Source organism: Acetobacter oryzoeni, from assembly GCF_004014775.2.
GTDB lineage: Bacteria > Pseudomonadota > Alphaproteobacteria > Acetobacterales > Acetobacteraceae > Acetobacter > Acetobacter oryzoeni.
The window spans coordinates 68,300-84,065 of sequence record NZ_CP042808.1 but is presented as its reverse complement, the minus strand read 5'-3'; the positions used below and the strand labels follow the sequence as shown (position 1 = coordinate 84,065).

Sequence of the window (15,766 nt, the reverse complement as noted above, 5' to 3'; positions counted from 1 at the left end):
AAACTTTTTGTTAATGTTGCGATCTCTAACTGTTCTATTAAGAACAAACTGGCAACTTTTCAAGATGACAAGCATGAGATTAAGCTGCCATCTTTTAAGATTCTGAAAATTATCAGCTCTTTTTTCCATGATCGGAAGAAAGAGCCAGCCCAAATCCTCTGGGGTCAGTCCAACCAAAGCATTTGCTGCCATCACCCGGCAAACCGGCAGGGCAGGATACAAAATTGGCACGGCCTACACCGTTGGTAACCTGTGGCCGACTACCCGCTATTGCAGCCTGCAACGCAACCGCTGCCGTATCTGCCGCAACATTTTGCCCAGATGCCGTGGCCGCAGCCTGAAACTGGTTACCGCGATGCGCAATAGCAACAGGCAGAAGCGGCAGAGGTTTCCGCACCGGTGAAGCCCCCAGCATAATGCCTGTAGAACCAGCAATACGCCCCGTACCAAACAGATTGTTCATGGTGAATGCGCAGCCAACGGATTCTCCCTGCCTATCCGTCACCACAAAAGATGTAGAAGCAGGCAAGGCTGGCAAAACAGACCCAGCAGGAATATGGCCAGAGTTCAGAAGAGCCTGTGCATCTGCAATACTGGTGGCCGCCCCTTTTGCGCCCTGCCGGGCACGCCAACCAGATACAGCCGTTTCAGCCCTTACACGGCCGCCATTCTGCCCCACATTGGAAAGGTACGCGGCAGCCATGCCAAACCCACCATCTGCAGGCGGCGGCAGAAAGCTGATATCAACACCATCAACACGTGCCGTAAGCGGCTGGGCTGCCACGGGAACAGCCGCGCGCAAATCCAATGTTGTCAGCCCGGCGCCGGCAGCGCGCGCAGCATCTGCAAATGTCTGACCCAGTGCACCAGCATAAAGATCGCCCACACCAGCAATGCGCATCCGCTCCAGTGCACCAGCCAGACGCGTTTGCACCATTACGTCATCCGCCACCAGCACATTACCGTTGGCATTACCAAAAATGGCGCGGGTTCTTTCATCTGCCAGCAAGGGAGCCTGAACAGCGGCAAGGTCAGATGCCAACAACCCGCCTACCGGCACCCCGCGGGATGCCAGATTACGGGCAGGCAACAGCAGATCAGCAAAGTCCACACTGCCGTAGCGCAACTGCATCAAATACAGGCCACGGGCCAGCATGGGCACAGAGGCAGGGCGATCTGCCCCGGCATCATTCAACCCGGCTCTGGGCAGAAACACAAAAGCTTGCCCCGCACTATCACCCGGCTTCCATGCCAGACAGGCACCACCGCCGCCCAAAGATGCGCGGGAAGGCAGCGTGACAGAAAGAGCCAGCCCAAGGGCAGCCGCAGCATCTGCCGCATTGCCCCCTTTGGCCAGAACATCGCGCCCCACCAAAACGGCCTGCGGTTCATCCGCCACAACCTCTCCCACAAACCCGGTTTCCACAGGCTGTGCGATATGGCTGCCAGAACTACAGGCCGGCAGAACAGAGGTAAGAGCAAGAGCCAAAGCCCCCGCACGCTTGCGAGAACCAGAAAGCACGGTTTTAAACCGCGTAAAACGGGGGATAATAGAACGGGCGGCCACGCCTTGCTTTCTCCACTACTGGGCCCGTCCGGCGGGCAGTCGTCTGGATGGTATGTATCTGGATTAACCTGCTTTACGGCGGGCAGCAACAGCCCAACCTTGCCGTAATGACTGCACGTGCCATACCATTCCAGTTTATGGACAAGGACACCATGCAGAATCTGAAATCTTTCTTCCGCCTTACAGCGGGTACTGGCGCACTGGCCGCCGCCCTGTTTTGTGCGGACTCCGCGCCAGTACGTGCAGCAGATAGCAGCTTTACACCTGCCCAGCGTGCCGAAATTGTAAACATCATGCGCAACGCCCTGAAAACCGACCCCTCCATTCTATCGGATGCGATTGCCTCCCTGCAAAACCAAGCCGCAGCGCAGAAAAATGCCTCTGCGCTCGATCTGGTTCGCCACAACAAACCACTTTTTGGTGGAAGCTCTACTGATGTGGTGCTGGGAAACCCACAAGGCACCCTGAATGTAGTGGAGTTTTATGACCCGCGCTGCCCTTACTGCCGCAAGGTACTGGATGATCTGGATGCACTTGTTGCCGCAGAACCAGACCTGAGACTGGTGGAAAAGGTTATTCCTGTTCTGGGGCCAAACAGCACATTGGATGCACAAGCCATTATGGCCGCTGGCATGCAGGGGAAATACATTCCGTTCCAGAAAATCCTGATGGCGGATTCTTCTGCCCCGGGGATGGATCGAATCCGAAATGCAGCACGTCAGGCAGGACTGGATACAGACAAGTTGGTGAAGGATATGAAAAGCTCAGCCGTCACCACAGCATTGGCAAAAAATGTTGCCTTGGCCCGCTCCATCAATCTGGAAGGAACACCCACCTTCATTATTGGGGATCAGGCTATTATCCCCGGTGCAGTTTCTTTATCTGAACTTAAAGCTGCCGTGGATAAGCTGAAAAGCAACCACTAACCCTCTATTACGGCGGGTGTAGGCTTTCGCCCTTCCCGCCGTAATGGTTTTTCTTACGCGGCCGAACAGGCTGCCTGACGTGCTGGCATAACGCCTTCTTCACGCAGCAGTACACCCAGCGCGTTAATTAGATCATCCATCATCTCATCTGTGTGGAACGGCCCCGGCGTAAGGCGCAGGCGCTCCGTGCCCTGCGGCACGGTCGGATAATTGATGGGTGTTGCATAGTGCCCATATTCGGTCAGCAAGCGGCGGCAAATACGTTTGCAACGCTCTGCATCTCCAATGGGAATGGGCACAATATGGCTGGGTGTCATGGTAAATGGCACACCGGCAGCCCGCAGGCGGTGACGGAACGTGTTCACGCGCTCAAAAATGGATTCGCGCCGCCAGTTTTCCGCACGCACCTTGCGCACACTGGCAAGTGCTCCGGCCACAACCGGTGGCGGCAGAGCTGTGGTGAAGATAAAGCCAGAAGCTGTAGAGCGCAGGAAATCTACAATTTCAGCAGAAGCCGTAATGTAACCGCCATGCACGCCAAAGCCTTTGGCCAGTGTACCTTCGATAATATCAACCTGATCGGCCACACCATCGCGCTGGGAAACACCGCCGCCTTCCTGACCGTACAGGCCCACGGCATGCACTTCATCCAGATAGGTCAGGGCATTGTATTTGCGGGCAAGCGCGCAGGTTCCGGCAATATCGGAAATATCACCGTCCATGGAATAAACGCTCTCAAACGCAATCAGCTTGGGAGCATCTTTTGGCGCTGCTGCCAGTTTTTCTTCCAGATCTTTCAGGTCATTATGTTCGTAAATGACTGTCTGAGACCCACGTGCACCCTTGATGCCTGCAATCATGGATGCATGATTCAGCCGGTCTGAAAAACAGATCCAACCTGGCATGGATGTCAGAATAGTTTGCAAGCTGGCCTGGTTGGAAACGTAGCCAGAAATAAACAGTAGCCCAGCTTCCTTACCGTGCAAGGAAGCCAGTTCTGCCTCCAACTGCGTATGCAGCGGGCTTGTGCCTGCAATATTACGCGTACCACCGGCACCTGCGCCATGTTCCCGAATGGCGGCGATAGCAGCGTCCTGCACCTCCGGCACAACGCCCATACCCAGATAGTCATTGGTTGACCATACAATAACTTCGCGCCCTTGCGGCAGATCACGCACAGCCTCTTCATACAAAGGGAAACGCTCTGCCTGACGGGCCAATGGCGTAAAGGTTCTGTAACGCCCCTGATGTTTGATCTGATCCAGCGCCTGATGGCAGTGATCATAAAAAGGATGGCGGGCGTTTTTTATCGCTCCCACGCTAACTTTCTCCTCGCTTCTCGTCAGAAACGGTCGGGGCATGGCGCGTACCCATCGGCCGTCTGGCCTGTGTGTTCACACGTTTGTGTATATAGTGCTGCTTTACCGCACATACACCCGCACAACCGGTTTCGTCACGGAAGAATCCGGCATAGCGGACATTTCCACCTGCGCTTCCGATGCTCCGGCGTTAATGATTTCCTGCAACACAGCACGGCCATCACCCTGCACCAAGTTCATTAGGGAAGATTGTTCCGCATCTGCATTGGCCTGTGGCGGCACCAGACATCTGACAACAAACAGAACATCAGGTTTGCGGCTAAGGGCAAGGCGCGTGATCTGATCAACCGGAGCTTCCCACTGCGATGCAGGGGTGCCTGCGGCCAGTTCAATCAACGGCGGCACAGGCGGCGGGCCCGGCGGCGGCGGCGGAATATATGGCTTGGGTGCCACACCTGCGTTCGGGTTGAAGGTTTTTTGATCAACCAGCTTGCAGCCTGTCATGCCAACCAGCACGCACCCCGCAACAACAACACGGAGAAAAGACCCTTTTTCTATCACTCGGGAAACGGGCAGCATAACAGGACAGTTCTCCACCAGAACGTGTAATGGCAATTCAACATGGCTTCACAGAGCCATTTCTGTTTCTTTCGCGCTCTCCTGCACCCGGTGCAAGCCCTTTGGGCCTTTTCGTACCCTTTTCAGCAGCAAAAATTCGTTCCACACTCTCTTTTCAATGGCACAGGCCACACTCACAGAGCATCCATTCGCCCCTTCTGCTGCAACCTTACCTGCGCAGGATAGCGTTGTGCTGCGCCTATATGCAGCAGCCCGTTTAATGCTTGGTAAAGCCAGAAATTCTGCGCATCTGGCATTGCTGCAAACACTTTGCCTGCCTGTAACAGCGCTATGGTGCCGCGTGTTGCGTTTTGATCCAGCACACCCTGATTGGCCTGATCGGGACAGGTTTGTTGTCCCTTCCGCCACCCTGCACCCCTTATTACAGGCCATGCTGCACCTCAGCGGCACTTATGGGTTTTCCGAGTCCCCTTTAGAATATGGCATGCATCCGGGCGTAGAAACTGCCCCCGGCCCTGCTGGCCAAGGCATTGCGGCTGCAGCTGGTATGGCACTTGCAGAACACCTGCTGGCAAAGCGCTATGGGCGTTCATTAGTAAACCATCGCACATGGGTGCTGGCGCGTGATGGAGATTTGGCCACTGGTGTTGCCATGGAAGCTGCGCAGCTTGCCGGGCGTTTTGGTCTGACTCAACTTGCCGTTCTCGTCAGTCCCACGCCCGGAGCAGATAGAACCGAGTTCTCAAACTCTCTGGCACGCTTTAGCGCATCCGGGTGGAGCATCCGCAAAGTAGATGCATCACAATTAAGCGCCATTAACGGCGCTCTGGCAGCCACATTACGGGCTAAAAAACCAACGCTTATTGCCTGCATGCCGCCTGAAAGCCCACAAACTTTTCGCCCTCAACCATACCTCTCCCCAGAAGAGGAACTGACAGGCCCGTGGAGCCCAACGGCCCGACGCGGCGCCACTGCATACCGTTCATGGCTAAAGCGGCTGGCCAGACATCGCCAACGTACGGCTTTTGAACGTGAAACAACCAATACATTGCCCAGCTTGCTCATGGAGGACTGGAGCCGACTGTACCGCCGCGCCATGCAGCCCACACATCAGGCTTCTACCCAGCAAGCTGCCATCACCAGCCTGCATACGCTTTCTGCCCTTTTGCCAGAACTGACGGTTCTAACCGCAACATCCGCATTGCCACGAACCTCTGCTGCTGCGCATATCCAACCAGACTGGCCGTGCAATATTCAGGAACATGGCATGGCCGGAATGTTAAATGGTATGGCCTTGCATGGTGGCATTCTGCCCTGTGGTATAGCCAGCATGATTACAGTGGACCGTATGCGCGCAGCGCTACGTATGGCCGCCCTGATGCGCCAGAAAATTATCTATCTTTTAACAGATGATGGACTGGCCCTCAGCCACGATGGTGCAAGCTGGCAACCTGTAGAACAACTTGCCAGCCTGCGCGCCATGCCTCATCTGGCCGTTTTTCGCCCAGCAAATGCACAGGAAGCTTTTGCCTGTTGGAAAGCCGCCATCCGCTGGCAATCTGGCCCGGCAGTTATCATGCTCTGCCCCAACCCGCCCGAACATTCCCATGCTGTGCCCATGCAAGGTTCTGCTGCCCGTGGGGGCTATATGCTGCATGGCAGTACCACACGGCAGGTTACCCTTATGGCATCTGGCCCAGAGGTGAGTATTGCTTTGGAAACAGAACAGCTTTTGCGGCAACACGGCATACAGGCCGCTGTTGTTTCCATTCCCTGTTGGGAAGTGTTTTCCAACCAGCCGGAAGCTTACAAAACTGCCATTCTAGGCACAGGCACACTGCGTGTGGGTATTGAGGCAGCCTCGGGCTTTGGGTGGGAACGCTGGTTGGGTAGCCAAGGATTTTTCGTTGGTATGGATGATTTTGGCGTATCCGCACCTGCCAACGCGGTGTATGAACGTTTTGGCATTACTGCCGGAGCGATTTGTGCGCGGGTTCTAAAACACTTGCGTGCATCCGGCGCCATAGAAGAAAGGTTTCTTCAGGCGCCATCACCTACCTCCCGTTAGCTAGAGCGGGAGCCGTTGTAACAATAAGAAGATCGTACAAGATCACAGAACGACAGAACGGAGAAAGAAAACCATGGCAGTCAAAATCGCTATCAATGGCTTCGGACGCATCGGCCGCCTTGTGCTGCGCGGCATTATTGAAAGCGGCCGCACCGATGTTGTGCCGGTAGCTATCAATGATCTGGGCAGCGTAGAAGCCAATGCCCATCTGTTAAGCTATGACAGCGTACATGGTCGCCTGCCTGCCGATATCCGAGTAGATGGCAACAAAATTATTGTCACTGCCAATGGCCGCACATGGGACCCGATTACCGTTTCTGCGGAACGTGATCCCTCCAAGGTTCCCTTTCAGGGCGTTGATGTGGCCATGGAATGCACAGGCCTGTTTACCTCCAAGGAAAAAGCGCAGCCGCTGCTTACAGCCGGCGCACGTAAGGTGATTATTTCCGCACCAGCTACAGATGTGGATGCCACCATTGTTTACGGTGTGAACCAGGATGTGCTGACACCGGACATGACCGTGATTTCCAACGCATCCTGCACCACCAACTGCCTGGCCCCAATGGCCAAGGTGCTGGAAGATGCGTTCGGGATTGAACGTGGCTACATGGTCACCATTCATTCCTACACAGGTGATCAGCGCACGGTAGACACACTGCACAAGGATCTGCGCCGCGCCCGCGCTGCTGGCCTGAACATGATCCCGACCTCCACTGGTGCAGCCCGCGCTGTTGGTCTGGTTCTGCCGCAGCTTAAAGGTAAGCTGGATGGCACAGCCATTCGTGTTCCTACCGCCAATGTTTCCATTGTTTCTCTGGACTTTGTGCCCAAAAACGCACCGGCTTCAGTTGAGAACGTCAACAACGCCATCAAAGCTGTTGTCGACTCCGGCAAGATGAAAAACGCTCTGGCGTATTCTGATGCACCGCTTGTCAGTTCTGATTTCAACCATGCACTGGCATCTTCAACATTCGATGCCACACAGACAGCATTGGTAGATGGCGGCAAACTTGTTCGTGTCTGCTCTTGGTACGATAACGAATGGGGCTTCTCCAACCGCATGTCTGATACAGCAGCTCTGTTCGGAAGCCTGTAATGGCAGAACTTCCTTTCAGCACGCTGGATACGCTTGACCCCAAGGGCAAACGTATTCTGCTGCGTGTAGACCTGAACGTACCCATGAAGGACGGGAAGGTTACAGACGAAACACGTATTGAACGTGTTGTGCCCACCATTCGCGAACTGGCGGAAAAAGGTGGCCGGGTTATCCTGCTCAGCCATTTTGACCGGCCAAAAGGCAAAGTGGTGCCGGATATGTCGCTCCAGCCCATTGCTACGGCTTTGGCCACAGCTTTGGGGCGGCCTGTCAGCTTTGCGCATGATTGCATTGGCCCAGATGCCGAAGCCGCTGCGCGCTCCATGCAGGATGGAGACATCCTGCTGCTGGAAAACACACGCTTTCAGCCGGGTGAAGAAAAAAACGATGCAGGTTTGTCCGCAGCCCTCGCCAGCCTTGGCGATGTGTATGTGAACGATGCCTTTTCTGCCGCGCATCGTGCCCATGCTTCTACCGCTGGCGTTGCAGCCCATCTGCCATCTTATGGTGGCCGATTGATGCAGGCAGAGTTGGAAGCCCTTTATGCTGCGCTGGAAAATCCGGAGCGGCCTGTTGGGGCTATTGTGGGCGGCGCAAAAATTTCCACCAAACTTCAGCTGCTTGAAAACATGCTGGCAAAAGTGGATATGCTGGCTATTGGTGGCGCCATGGCCAACACGTTTCTGGCAGCCAAGGGGCTGCAGGTTGGCAAATCCCTGATCGAAAAAGACATGCTGGATACAGCACGCACGATTATGGAACAGGCCAAAGCCAAAAACTGCGATCTGATCCTTCCGGTAGATGTTGTGATTTCGGAAGATTTTATTGCAGGAGCACCCACGCAGGTTGTGCCTGTAACGGCTATTCCTGATGGCTGGATGGCGCTGGACGTTGGCCCAGAAACAGTCAAGCTGCTGCAAAGCAAACTTGCTGGTTTGAAAACGCTGGTCTGGAACGGGCCTTTGGGCGTGTTTGAACTGCCACCGTTTGATGAAGGCACCAATGCTGTTGCTCAGGCCGCTGCCCAGCTCACGCAGGAAGGCAAACTGAAAACCGTAGCAGGCGGCGGGGATACTGTTTCCGCCCTCCGTCATGCCGGTGTGCTGCATAAGATGTCTTATGTATCCACCGCAGGTGGGGCTTTTCTGGAATGGCTGGAAGGGAAGGTACTTCCCGGCTTGACCGCTATCAGCACGACACTGGAAAAAACTCTGCCGATCTAAGCGAGAGTTTATAGGATTTTAGAATACCCATTTGTTCTAAAATCCAGTCTTGCAAAACCACTTCAGATTTTGTGTCTGAAGTGGTTTTTTTATGCTGCGTCTTCAGCTTTCAACTGCGGGCGTGGGTGCCCATACATTTGCATCAACCCAACACCAGCCATAACAATACACCCACCAATAAGGGTGCGCACATTTGGCACTTCTCTCACCAACACAAATGCCAGCAGAAGTGTTGTGGGAGAAAGCAAATACAGTAAGCCAGAAGAACGGGCGACACCCACCTGCCCGACCACATGCGCCCAAGCGCCATACCCCAAAATGGACGGAAACACCCCCAGCACCCCAACCAGTGCCCAAGCTTGCCAACCATTATGCGTATTTATGGCACTGGGAAGCCACGGCAAAAGCAAACCCGCGCCAATTAACAGAATATAGGCGGTGGTCACCAGCGCTCCGTAGCGCGTTACCAAAGGCCGTTGAAGCAGATAGTACGTTGCCGAGCATAAAGCTGCTGCCAGCATAACCGTGGTGCCAGAGCCGAAACCAAGGCCGCCGGGTTGGCCGCTCCCAATAATCACCACACCGGTAAAGCTGATGAGAGAACCTAGCCACCCCCACACAGTCAGTTGTTCGTTCAAGAACAGAACGGCGGCAATGGCAGCTAAAAAAGGGGCTGTATTCAACAACAGGCTGGCTGCACCAGCAGAAACTGTCTGTTCACCCGTATTAAAAAGAATATTGTAAAGCGCAATGCCAATGCCGCCACATGCCAAAAAACGTGGGATATCTTTTAACCGCGGTAATGTTGGGCGCTTTACACATAACCAGCACACAACAAGGCATGCAGCCACCATATAACGAGCAGCAGCTAACGGAACAGGCGCAAAAAAAGGAAGTGCCAACCGCACAACAGGATACGCACATGCCCAAGAAAGCAGTGCAGCCACAACGGCCAGAACAGGCACAGGTTTATGAGGCACCATGCGGCATCAGGCCTTGCAATTAAAAAGGATCATGGGAACCGTGATCTTATTCGCGCCGCAAAACCTGATCTGTCAGAAAAGAAGACAGCTTATTGGCCACAAATTCTTCTTTTAAAGCGTGCTCATCATATTCATTCCGCACCCATTCAAGAAAAGGCATGCGGCCTTCTCCCTCCGCCTGATAATGCAGAAAAAACGCATCCAGAATACCTGTGCGAGAGCTCCGGAAATGCCCGTATTTCCAAGACAGTTCCTTAAGCGCCTGTTGGGCAGATCCACCTTCAAACAGCACAACTAAGCCAGATGCCAAGCCAGCGCGATCTGCGCCAGATTTACAATGCATCAACATTGGAAAATCCAGCTTTTGGTACATATCCGCAAAACGCAGAATTCTGTCCTTATGGGGCGCACCACGGCTTTCAAACGCCATATCTACATGGTGCAAACCAAGGCCGCGCGCCGCATTGCGAGAAAGCGCATCAGACCCACATTTTCTATGCCCACGTAAGTTCACCAGCGTACGCAAGCCCAACCGTTCCATGGCTCTTTTCAAGCGCGCTGGGGTAGGATGGTTACACCGATATACTTTGCCCGGAATAACCGCGTGAAAGTTGGTCCACATCAGGCGGAAAATGGCATGATCTACAAACAGGCTGTCAGTCCAGGCCCGCGCACGGCCAGATGATGAAGAAAGATGGCCGTCAAACACGAAAAACCTCACTACCAAACAGATCGTCTTCTAGCAGGTTTCATGTTCCACCTTCCTCAGTTGCAGTCAATGCAGGAGGAAGGGAAGATGAAGTATCTTCGCTCAGGCAACAAAAAACCCGGCAGGGCAAAGCCATACCGGGTTTTTGTAAATGCACTGACTGGAAAGACGAAAAATCAGACTTTCCGTTCCAGTTGCAGTTCCTTGATACGCCCAATGGCCTTGGCCGGGTTCAGACCCTTCGGGCATGTCTGGGTGCAGTTCATGATCGTACGGCACGCATACAGCTTAAAGGTATCTTCCAACCCATCCAGACGGTCACCCGTATGTTCATCGCGGCTATCGGCAATCCAGCGATAAGCAGCCAGAAGAACGGCTGGGCCTAGATACTTGTCACCATTCCACCAATAGGATGGGCAGGACGTTGTGCAGCAGAAGCACAGAATGCATTCCCACATCCCGTCCAGCTTGGCACGTTCTTCAATGCTCTGCTTCCGTTCAGAATCTGGCGGAGGAGCACTGTCTGCCTGCATCCAAGGCTGGATGGAACGCAACTGCGCATAAGCACCATCCAAATTAGACACCAGATCTTTTACAATTGGCATATGCGGCAGCGGATAGATGCGCACATCGCCCTTGATGTCCTTGATGGGTTTCAGGCACGCAAGCGTGTTTTCCCCATCAATGTTCATGGCGCAGGACCCACAAATCCCTTCACGGCAAGAGCGCCGGAATGTCAGTGTAGGGTCTATTTCGTTCTTGATATGGATGATGGCATCCAGCACCATTGGCCCGATGGTATCCAGATCAAGTTCGTAGCTATCAATAACCGGGTTTTTGTCATCATCCGGGGTCCAACGATAAATCCGGAATGTTCTGACATTTTTTGCCCCGGCTGGAGCGGGAAAGGTTTTACCTTTCCCGATCGTGCTGTTGCGCGGCAGTCTGAGTTCAACCATGTTCGCCTCCCTTTATCGCCCGTTCGTTCCGATAACTCAGTAAACGCGCTTCTTGGGTGGGAAGACCTGCACATCATCGGTCAGGGTCTTCATATGCACCGGACGGTAGGTCAGCTTCACGCCGCCTTTGTCATCCAGCCACGATACGGAATGCTTGAGCCATTCCTTGTCATCACGGTTAGGATAATCATCCCGCGCGTGTGCCCCACGGCTTTCATGCCGCGCAAGGCCGCTTTCCAGCGTGACAGTGGCGTTTGCCAGCAGGTTTTCAAACTCCAGCGCTTCCATCAGATCGCTGTTCCAGATCAGGGAGGAATCTGCCACAGAGATATCGCTCACGCCGGTCCAGATATCGCGAATTTTGTCCACGCCTTCCTGCAGGCTTTCCTGCGTACGGAACACGGCAGCATGTGTTTGCATATCGCGCTGCAAGCGCTCACGCAGAGCAGAAACCTTGGTGCCACCTTTGGCGTAACGCAGCCGATCCAGCCGATCCAGAGCAGCTTCACCCGCACCAGCAGGCAACGGACGCGTAAAGTCTGTTGGCTTCACCACTTCCGCAGCACGGCGGGCCGCAGCACGACCAAACACAATCAGATCCAGCAGAGAGTTTGTGCCCAGACGGTTAGCACCATGCACAGACACACAAGCCGCTTCACCCACAGCCATCAGACCCGGCACAACTGCATCCGGGTTATCCGGGGTTGGGCGCACCACTTCGCCATGAATATTGGTGGGAATACCACCCATATTGTAATGCACGGTTGGCAGAACCGGCACGGGTTCCTTGGTCACGTCCACACCGGCAAAGATACGTGCCGTTTCAATAATACCCGGCAGACGCTGGTGCAGAAGATCAGACCCAAGATGCTCAAGGTGCATCATGATATGGTCTTTTTTCGGACCACAGCCACGGCCTTCCTTGATCTCGATTGTCATGGCGCGGGAAACCACGTCACGCGAGGCCAGATCTTTGGCTGTTGGCGCATAACGCTCCATAAAGCGTTCGCCTTCGGAGTTGGTCAGATAACCACCTTCACCACGGCAGCCTTCTGTCAGCAGGCAACCTGCCGGATAGATGCCAGTGGGGTGGAACTGCACAAACTCCATATCCTGCGTAGGAATACCCGCACGCATGGCCATACCGTTACCATCACCCGTACAGGTATGGGCAGAGGTGCAGGACTGATACGCACGGCCATAACCGCCGGTAGCCAGCACAACCATTTTGGCGTTGAAACGATGGATTGTGCCATCATCCTGGCACCATGCCATCACGCCGCGGCATTCACCTTCCTCATCCATGATGAGGTCGATGGCAAAATATTCGACAAAAAATTCAACATTGTGCTTCAGGCACTGCTGATACAGCGTGTGCAGAATGGCATGGCCGGTACGGTCAGCCGCAGCGCAGGCACGTGGCACAGGCGCCTTGCCGTAATCGCTCATATGCCCACCGAAGGGGCGCTGATAGATCTTGCCATCTTCCGTGCGGGAGAACGGCACACCAAAGTGTTCCAGTTCACGCACAGCAGGCACGGCCTCACGGCACATAAATTCAATGGCGTCCTGATCGCCCAGCCAGTCTGACCCCTTTACGGTGTCATACATATGCCAGCGCCAGTTATCTTCGGCCATGTTACCCAGAGAAGCCCCGATGCCCCCCTGTGCGGCCACGGTGTGGCTACGTGTTGGAAAAACCTTGGTAACGCATGCGGTGCTTAGCCCTGCGGCGCCCATTCCCAACGTTGCACGCAGGCCCGAACCACCTGCTCCCACAACCACAACATCATAAGCGTGATCAACAATTCGGTAAGCTCCCCGTGACGGAGAGGTATTGGCGTTCATCGTGACGGCGCTCCCATTGCGTTCGGCCTGTCAGTCTTTTCAGGTTCGTGCCACAGCGCTTCAGGCTTTGGGGCGCTGGCGGCACAGGCTCTTGATTCTATAAGGCGGTGGCCCGGCTTATTTGGCGGTGCTGCCGCGCACAAACAGCTTGATAACGGCAATTACGCCCAGCAGCCCCAACAGGGAGGTGCCGATTTTAACAAGCAGGCGGGTAGGCAGATGCGCCTTGCCGTGCACGTAATCATCCACAATGACCTGAAGCCCAAGTTGAGCATGGTAGAAAGTGGAAATGATCAGGGCGATCAGCATGGTTGCGTTTACGGGCTTGCTGCCCCACTTCACCACTTCTGCATGATCTGCACCGCCGAGGCGGAACATCTGCACCACAAACCACGTTGAAAGTGGAAGCAGGGAAGCTGCCGTTACACGTTCGGCCCACCAGTGGCCTACACCGGAATGCCCGGCCCCAAGCCCGCGTGCCCGCCCAAGCTGGGAGCGCATGACTTCAATATGAGGAGCAGAAGCATTCATGTCAGGATACCTTTCCTGCTTTGGCGCGGCTGCGTTTGCGACAAATGGAAACAGCCAGAAGGCCAGCTGCCAGAACAGTGCTGACACCAGCGGTAACACCCACGGCTACCGGGCCATCCTTGTTAACTTCCTTTTTGTCGTACCGGTAACCGCTATCCCAGATCAGATGGCGGATACCGCCAACCGTGTGGTACACAACGGATGCCAGCCACCCCAGCAGCACAAGCTGCCCAAGCGGGTTGCCTGTTACCTTGCGCGCCGTGGCAAAGGCCTTTGGCCCCTTGGCCGCGGCCCCAAGCCAGAACACACCCAGTGCTGCACCTGCTGTTGCGATAACGCCCGTAATACGGTTCATGATGGAAAGAACCATGGAAAGGCGATAACGGTAGACCTGTAAATGCGGCGACATGGGCCGCTGAATAAGTCTGCCGTCACTTCGGCTCCCTACATAGAGGGCCTTGCGGATATCCTGCATTGTCTGCCTCGTACCCCGTCTCTATCCCGTAGCGCCGGCTGGATCCGGCGTTTGCATCGTTTTTGTCCTACGCCCCACCCCTCTGGCCGGTCAATTCAACAGACCAACACGAGGCCGAGAGGGGCGGGATTCTCACTCAACCGTGTCTGGGCAGGAGATCGAGAGCAATCATGGTTTCGGCAATCTGCACCGCGTTCAAAGCCGCACCTTTCCGCAGATTATCGGACACACACCAAAATGCGAGACCATTGGGAACTGTTGGATCGACACGAAGGCGTGAAACGTAGGTTGCGTCTTCCCCCACCGAGTCAATCGGAGTCACGTAGCCGCCATCTTCACGCTTATCCAGCACCACAACACCTTCTGCTTCACGCAGGGCTTCGTAGGCACGCTTGATGTCAACAGGTTCCTCAAACTCAGCTACAACAGATTCAGAGTGACCAATAAACACGGGCACACGCACGCAGGTGGCAATTACATCTACATCCGGGTCGAGAATTTTCTTTGTCTCGACTCGCATCTTCCATTCTTCTTTGGTCGCGCCGTCATCCATAAACACATCGATCTGCGGAATGCAGTTAAAGGCGATCTGCTTCTGGAACTGCTCAATCTTCGGCGGGTCATTCACAAAGGTGCCGCGTGTCTGGGCGAACAGTTCATCCATCCCATCCTTACCTGCACCGGAAACAGCCTGGTAGGTGGACACCACAACCCGCTTGAGGGTGAACAGATCATGCAGTGGCTTAAGTGCCACCACCATCTGAATGGTAGAGCAGTTGGGGTTGGCAATAATGTTGCGCTTGATCTGCTTAAGGGCGTTCGGGTTTACTTCTGGCACCACCAACGGCACATCCGGGTCCATACGGAAGTGCGAGGTGTTGTCGATCACCACACAACCTGCTTTGGCAGCAATGGGTGCATATTTTGCAGACACGGAGCCACCGGGGGAAAACAGCCCAACGTCCCATCCCGTGAAATCAAATGTTTCAAGGTTCTTTACTTTCAGAACCTGATCTCCGAACGAAACTTCCCGCCCGGCAGAACGCGGCGAGGCCAGAGCCACAATTTCATCAACCGGAAATTCACGCTCCGCCAGTGTTTTGAGGATTTCACGCCCCACGGCTCCAGTCGCGCCTACAACAGCAACCCGATATCCCATAATCCACCTGCTTTTGATCGTATATATGTAGGCCATATATATGGCCTGATGGCGGCAGACCCTAGACCATTACGCAACCAAATGGAATTGCCCGCCACGGGCAGCTGCCCCGGTGGGCACACGCCCCGCCACTTTTCCTGCTTTCCTCAAGCCTTGCTATCCACCCAAAACCGAAACCCACTGCCATGATCAACCGTTCATGCTCAAGACACGCAGAGCAAGGGGTGTGCCCACTTAAACAAAATTACAATAAATTACTTGAACACTATGACTATATTTTTTGATGCACATCATTGCAGCACCCCTACGCACCGTAGTGTCATA

The 15,766-nt window shown here is 54.5% G+C and carries 14 protein-coding genes; 4 read left to right on the top strand and 10 right to left on the bottom strand.

The window, feature by feature from the left end; all coding sequences use genetic code 11:
- Positions 1-112 precede the first annotated feature (112 nt).
- Positions 113-1,567 carry a gamma-glutamyltransferase gene (locus EOV40_RS00430; protein WP_050818972.1) on the bottom strand — a complete coding sequence of 485 codons (1,455 nt, stop codon included), beginning with the start codon at positions 1,565-1,567 and terminating at the stop codon, positions 113-115.
- Between the two features lie 47 nt (positions 1,568-1,614).
- Here EOV40_RS00430 and EOV40_RS00425 point away from each other — a divergent pair, with 47 nt between their 5' ends.
- Positions 1,615-2,493 carry a DsbA family protein gene (locus EOV40_RS00425; protein WP_128104729.1) on the top strand — a complete coding sequence of 293 codons (879 nt, stop codon included), beginning with the start codon at positions 1,615-1,617 and terminating at the stop codon, positions 2,491-2,493.
- A 53-nt stretch (positions 2,494-2,546) separates the two neighbouring features.
- On the opposite strand, the gene hemA is transcribed toward EOV40_RS00425, so the two are convergent.
- Together hemA and EOV40_RS00415 are read right to left on the bottom strand one after the other, a co-directional pair.
- Entirely contained in the window at positions 2,547-3,854 is a 1,308-nt protein-coding gene (hemA, locus tag EOV40_RS00420) for a 5-aminolevulinate synthase (protein WP_128104728.1), read from the bottom strand.
- A gap of 60 nt (positions 3,855-3,914) precedes the next feature.
- A complete protein-coding gene (locus tag EOV40_RS00415; protein ID WP_128104727.1) occupies positions 3,915-4,391 on the bottom strand; it encodes a hypothetical protein in 477 nt (158 codons plus the stop codon).
- Between the two features lie 157 nt (positions 4,392-4,548).
- Here EOV40_RS00415 and EOV40_RS00410 point away from each other — a divergent pair, with 157 nt between their 5' ends.
- From EOV40_RS00410 to EOV40_RS00400, 3 genes are all read left to right on the top strand, one after another.
- Complete coding sequence (locus tag EOV40_RS00410; protein ID WP_128104726.1) at positions 4,549-6,459, top strand: transketolase-like TK C-terminal-containing protein; 1,911 nt, start codon at positions 4,549-4,551, stop codon at positions 6,457-6,459.
- 73 nt (positions 6,460-6,532) lie between these two features.
- A complete protein-coding gene (gap, locus tag EOV40_RS00405; RefSeq protein WP_128104725.1) occupies positions 6,533-7,555 on the top strand; it encodes a type I glyceraldehyde-3-phosphate dehydrogenase in 1,023 nt (340 codons plus the stop codon).
- On the top strand, positions 7,555-8,778 hold the full coding sequence (locus EOV40_RS00400) for a phosphoglycerate kinase (protein WP_003629435.1): 1,224 nt from the start codon (positions 7,555-7,557) through the stop codon (positions 8,776-8,778). The genes gap and EOV40_RS00400 overlap by 1 nt, the downstream gene beginning before the upstream one ends.
- 89 nt (positions 8,779-8,867) lie before the next feature.
- On the opposite strand, the gene EOV40_RS00395 is transcribed toward EOV40_RS00400, so the two are convergent.
- From EOV40_RS00395 to EOV40_RS00365, 7 genes are all read right to left on the bottom strand, one after another.
- Entirely contained in the window at positions 8,868-9,761 is an 894-nt protein-coding gene (locus EOV40_RS00395) for a DMT family transporter (RefSeq protein WP_128104724.1), read from the bottom strand.
- Between the two features lie 46 nt (positions 9,762-9,807).
- Entirely contained in the window at positions 9,808-10,470 is a 663-nt protein-coding gene (locus EOV40_RS00390) for a tyrosine-protein phosphatase (RefSeq protein WP_003624925.1), read from the bottom strand.
- A 176-nt stretch (positions 10,471-10,646) separates the two neighbouring features.
- Positions 10,647-11,429, bottom strand: a complete 783-nt coding sequence (locus EOV40_RS00385; RefSeq protein WP_003624930.1) for a succinate dehydrogenase iron-sulfur subunit — start codon at positions 11,427-11,429, stop codon at positions 10,647-10,649.
- A gap of 36 nt (positions 11,430-11,465) precedes the next feature.
- Positions 11,466-13,277, bottom strand: coding sequence for a succinate dehydrogenase flavoprotein subunit (gene sdhA / locus EOV40_RS00380; protein ID WP_050818965.1), 1,812 nt, complete (start codon positions 13,275-13,277; stop codon positions 11,466-11,468).
- 117 nt (positions 13,278-13,394) lie between these two features.
- Positions 13,395-13,808 (bottom strand): succinate dehydrogenase, hydrophobic membrane anchor protein, encoded by a 414-nt coding sequence (sdhD, locus tag EOV40_RS00375; RefSeq protein ID WP_050818964.1) that lies wholly within the window; start codon positions 13,806-13,808, stop codon positions 13,395-13,397.
- A 1-nt stretch (position 13,809) separates the two neighbouring features.
- On the bottom strand, positions 13,810-14,283 hold the full coding sequence (gene sdhC, locus EOV40_RS00370) for a succinate dehydrogenase, cytochrome b556 subunit (protein ID WP_050818963.1): 474 nt from the start codon (positions 14,281-14,283) through the stop codon (positions 13,810-13,812).
- Between the two features lie 136 nt (positions 14,284-14,419).
- On the bottom strand, positions 14,420-15,442 hold the full coding sequence (locus tag EOV40_RS00365; protein WP_087651661.1) for an aspartate-semialdehyde dehydrogenase: 1,023 nt from the start codon (positions 15,440-15,442) through the stop codon (positions 14,420-14,422).
- Positions 15,443-15,766: the final 324 nt, after the last annotated feature.

Coding starts and splice junctions, on each gene's coding strand:
- EOV40_RS00425 (WP_128104729.1), top strand. CDS start 1,615: ATGGTATGTATCTGGATTAACCTGCTTTACGGCGGGCAGCAACAGCCC.
- hemA (WP_128104728.1), bottom strand. CDS start 3,854: ATGCCCCGACCGTTTCTGACGAGAAGCGAGGAGAAAGTTAGCGTGGGA.
- EOV40_RS00415 (WP_128104727.1), bottom strand. CDS start 4,391: ATGCTGCCCGTTTCCCGAGTGATAGAAAAAGGGTCTTTTCTCCGTGTT.
- EOV40_RS00410 (WP_128104726.1), top strand. CDS start 4,549: ATGGCACAGGCCACACTCACAGAGCATCCATTCGCCCCTTCTGCTGCA.
- gap (WP_128104725.1), top strand. CDS start 6,533: ATGGCAGTCAAAATCGCTATCAATGGCTTCGGACGCATCGGCCGCCTT.
- EOV40_RS00400 (WP_003629435.1), top strand. CDS start 7,555: ATGGCAGAACTTCCTTTCAGCACGCTGGATACGCTTGACCCCAAGGGC.
- EOV40_RS00395 (WP_128104724.1), bottom strand. CDS start 9,761: ATGGTGCCTCATAAACCTGTGCCTGTTCTGGCCGTTGTGGCTGCACTG.
- EOV40_RS00385 (WP_003624930.1), bottom strand. CDS start 11,429: ATGGTTGAACTCAGACTGCCGCGCAACAGCACGATCGGGAAAGGTAAA.
- sdhA (WP_050818965.1), bottom strand. CDS start 13,277: ATGAACGCCAATACCTCTCCGTCACGGGGAGCTTACCGAATTGTTGAT.
- sdhD (WP_050818964.1), bottom strand. CDS start 13,808: ATGAATGCTTCTGCTCCTCATATTGAAGTCATGCGCTCCCAGCTTGGG.
- sdhC (WP_050818963.1), bottom strand. CDS start 14,283: ATGCAGGATATCCGCAAGGCCCTCTATGTAGGGAGCCGAAGTGACGGC.
- EOV40_RS00365 (WP_087651661.1), bottom strand. CDS start 15,442: ATGGGATATCGGGTTGCTGTTGTAGGCGCGACTGGAGCCGTGGGGCGT.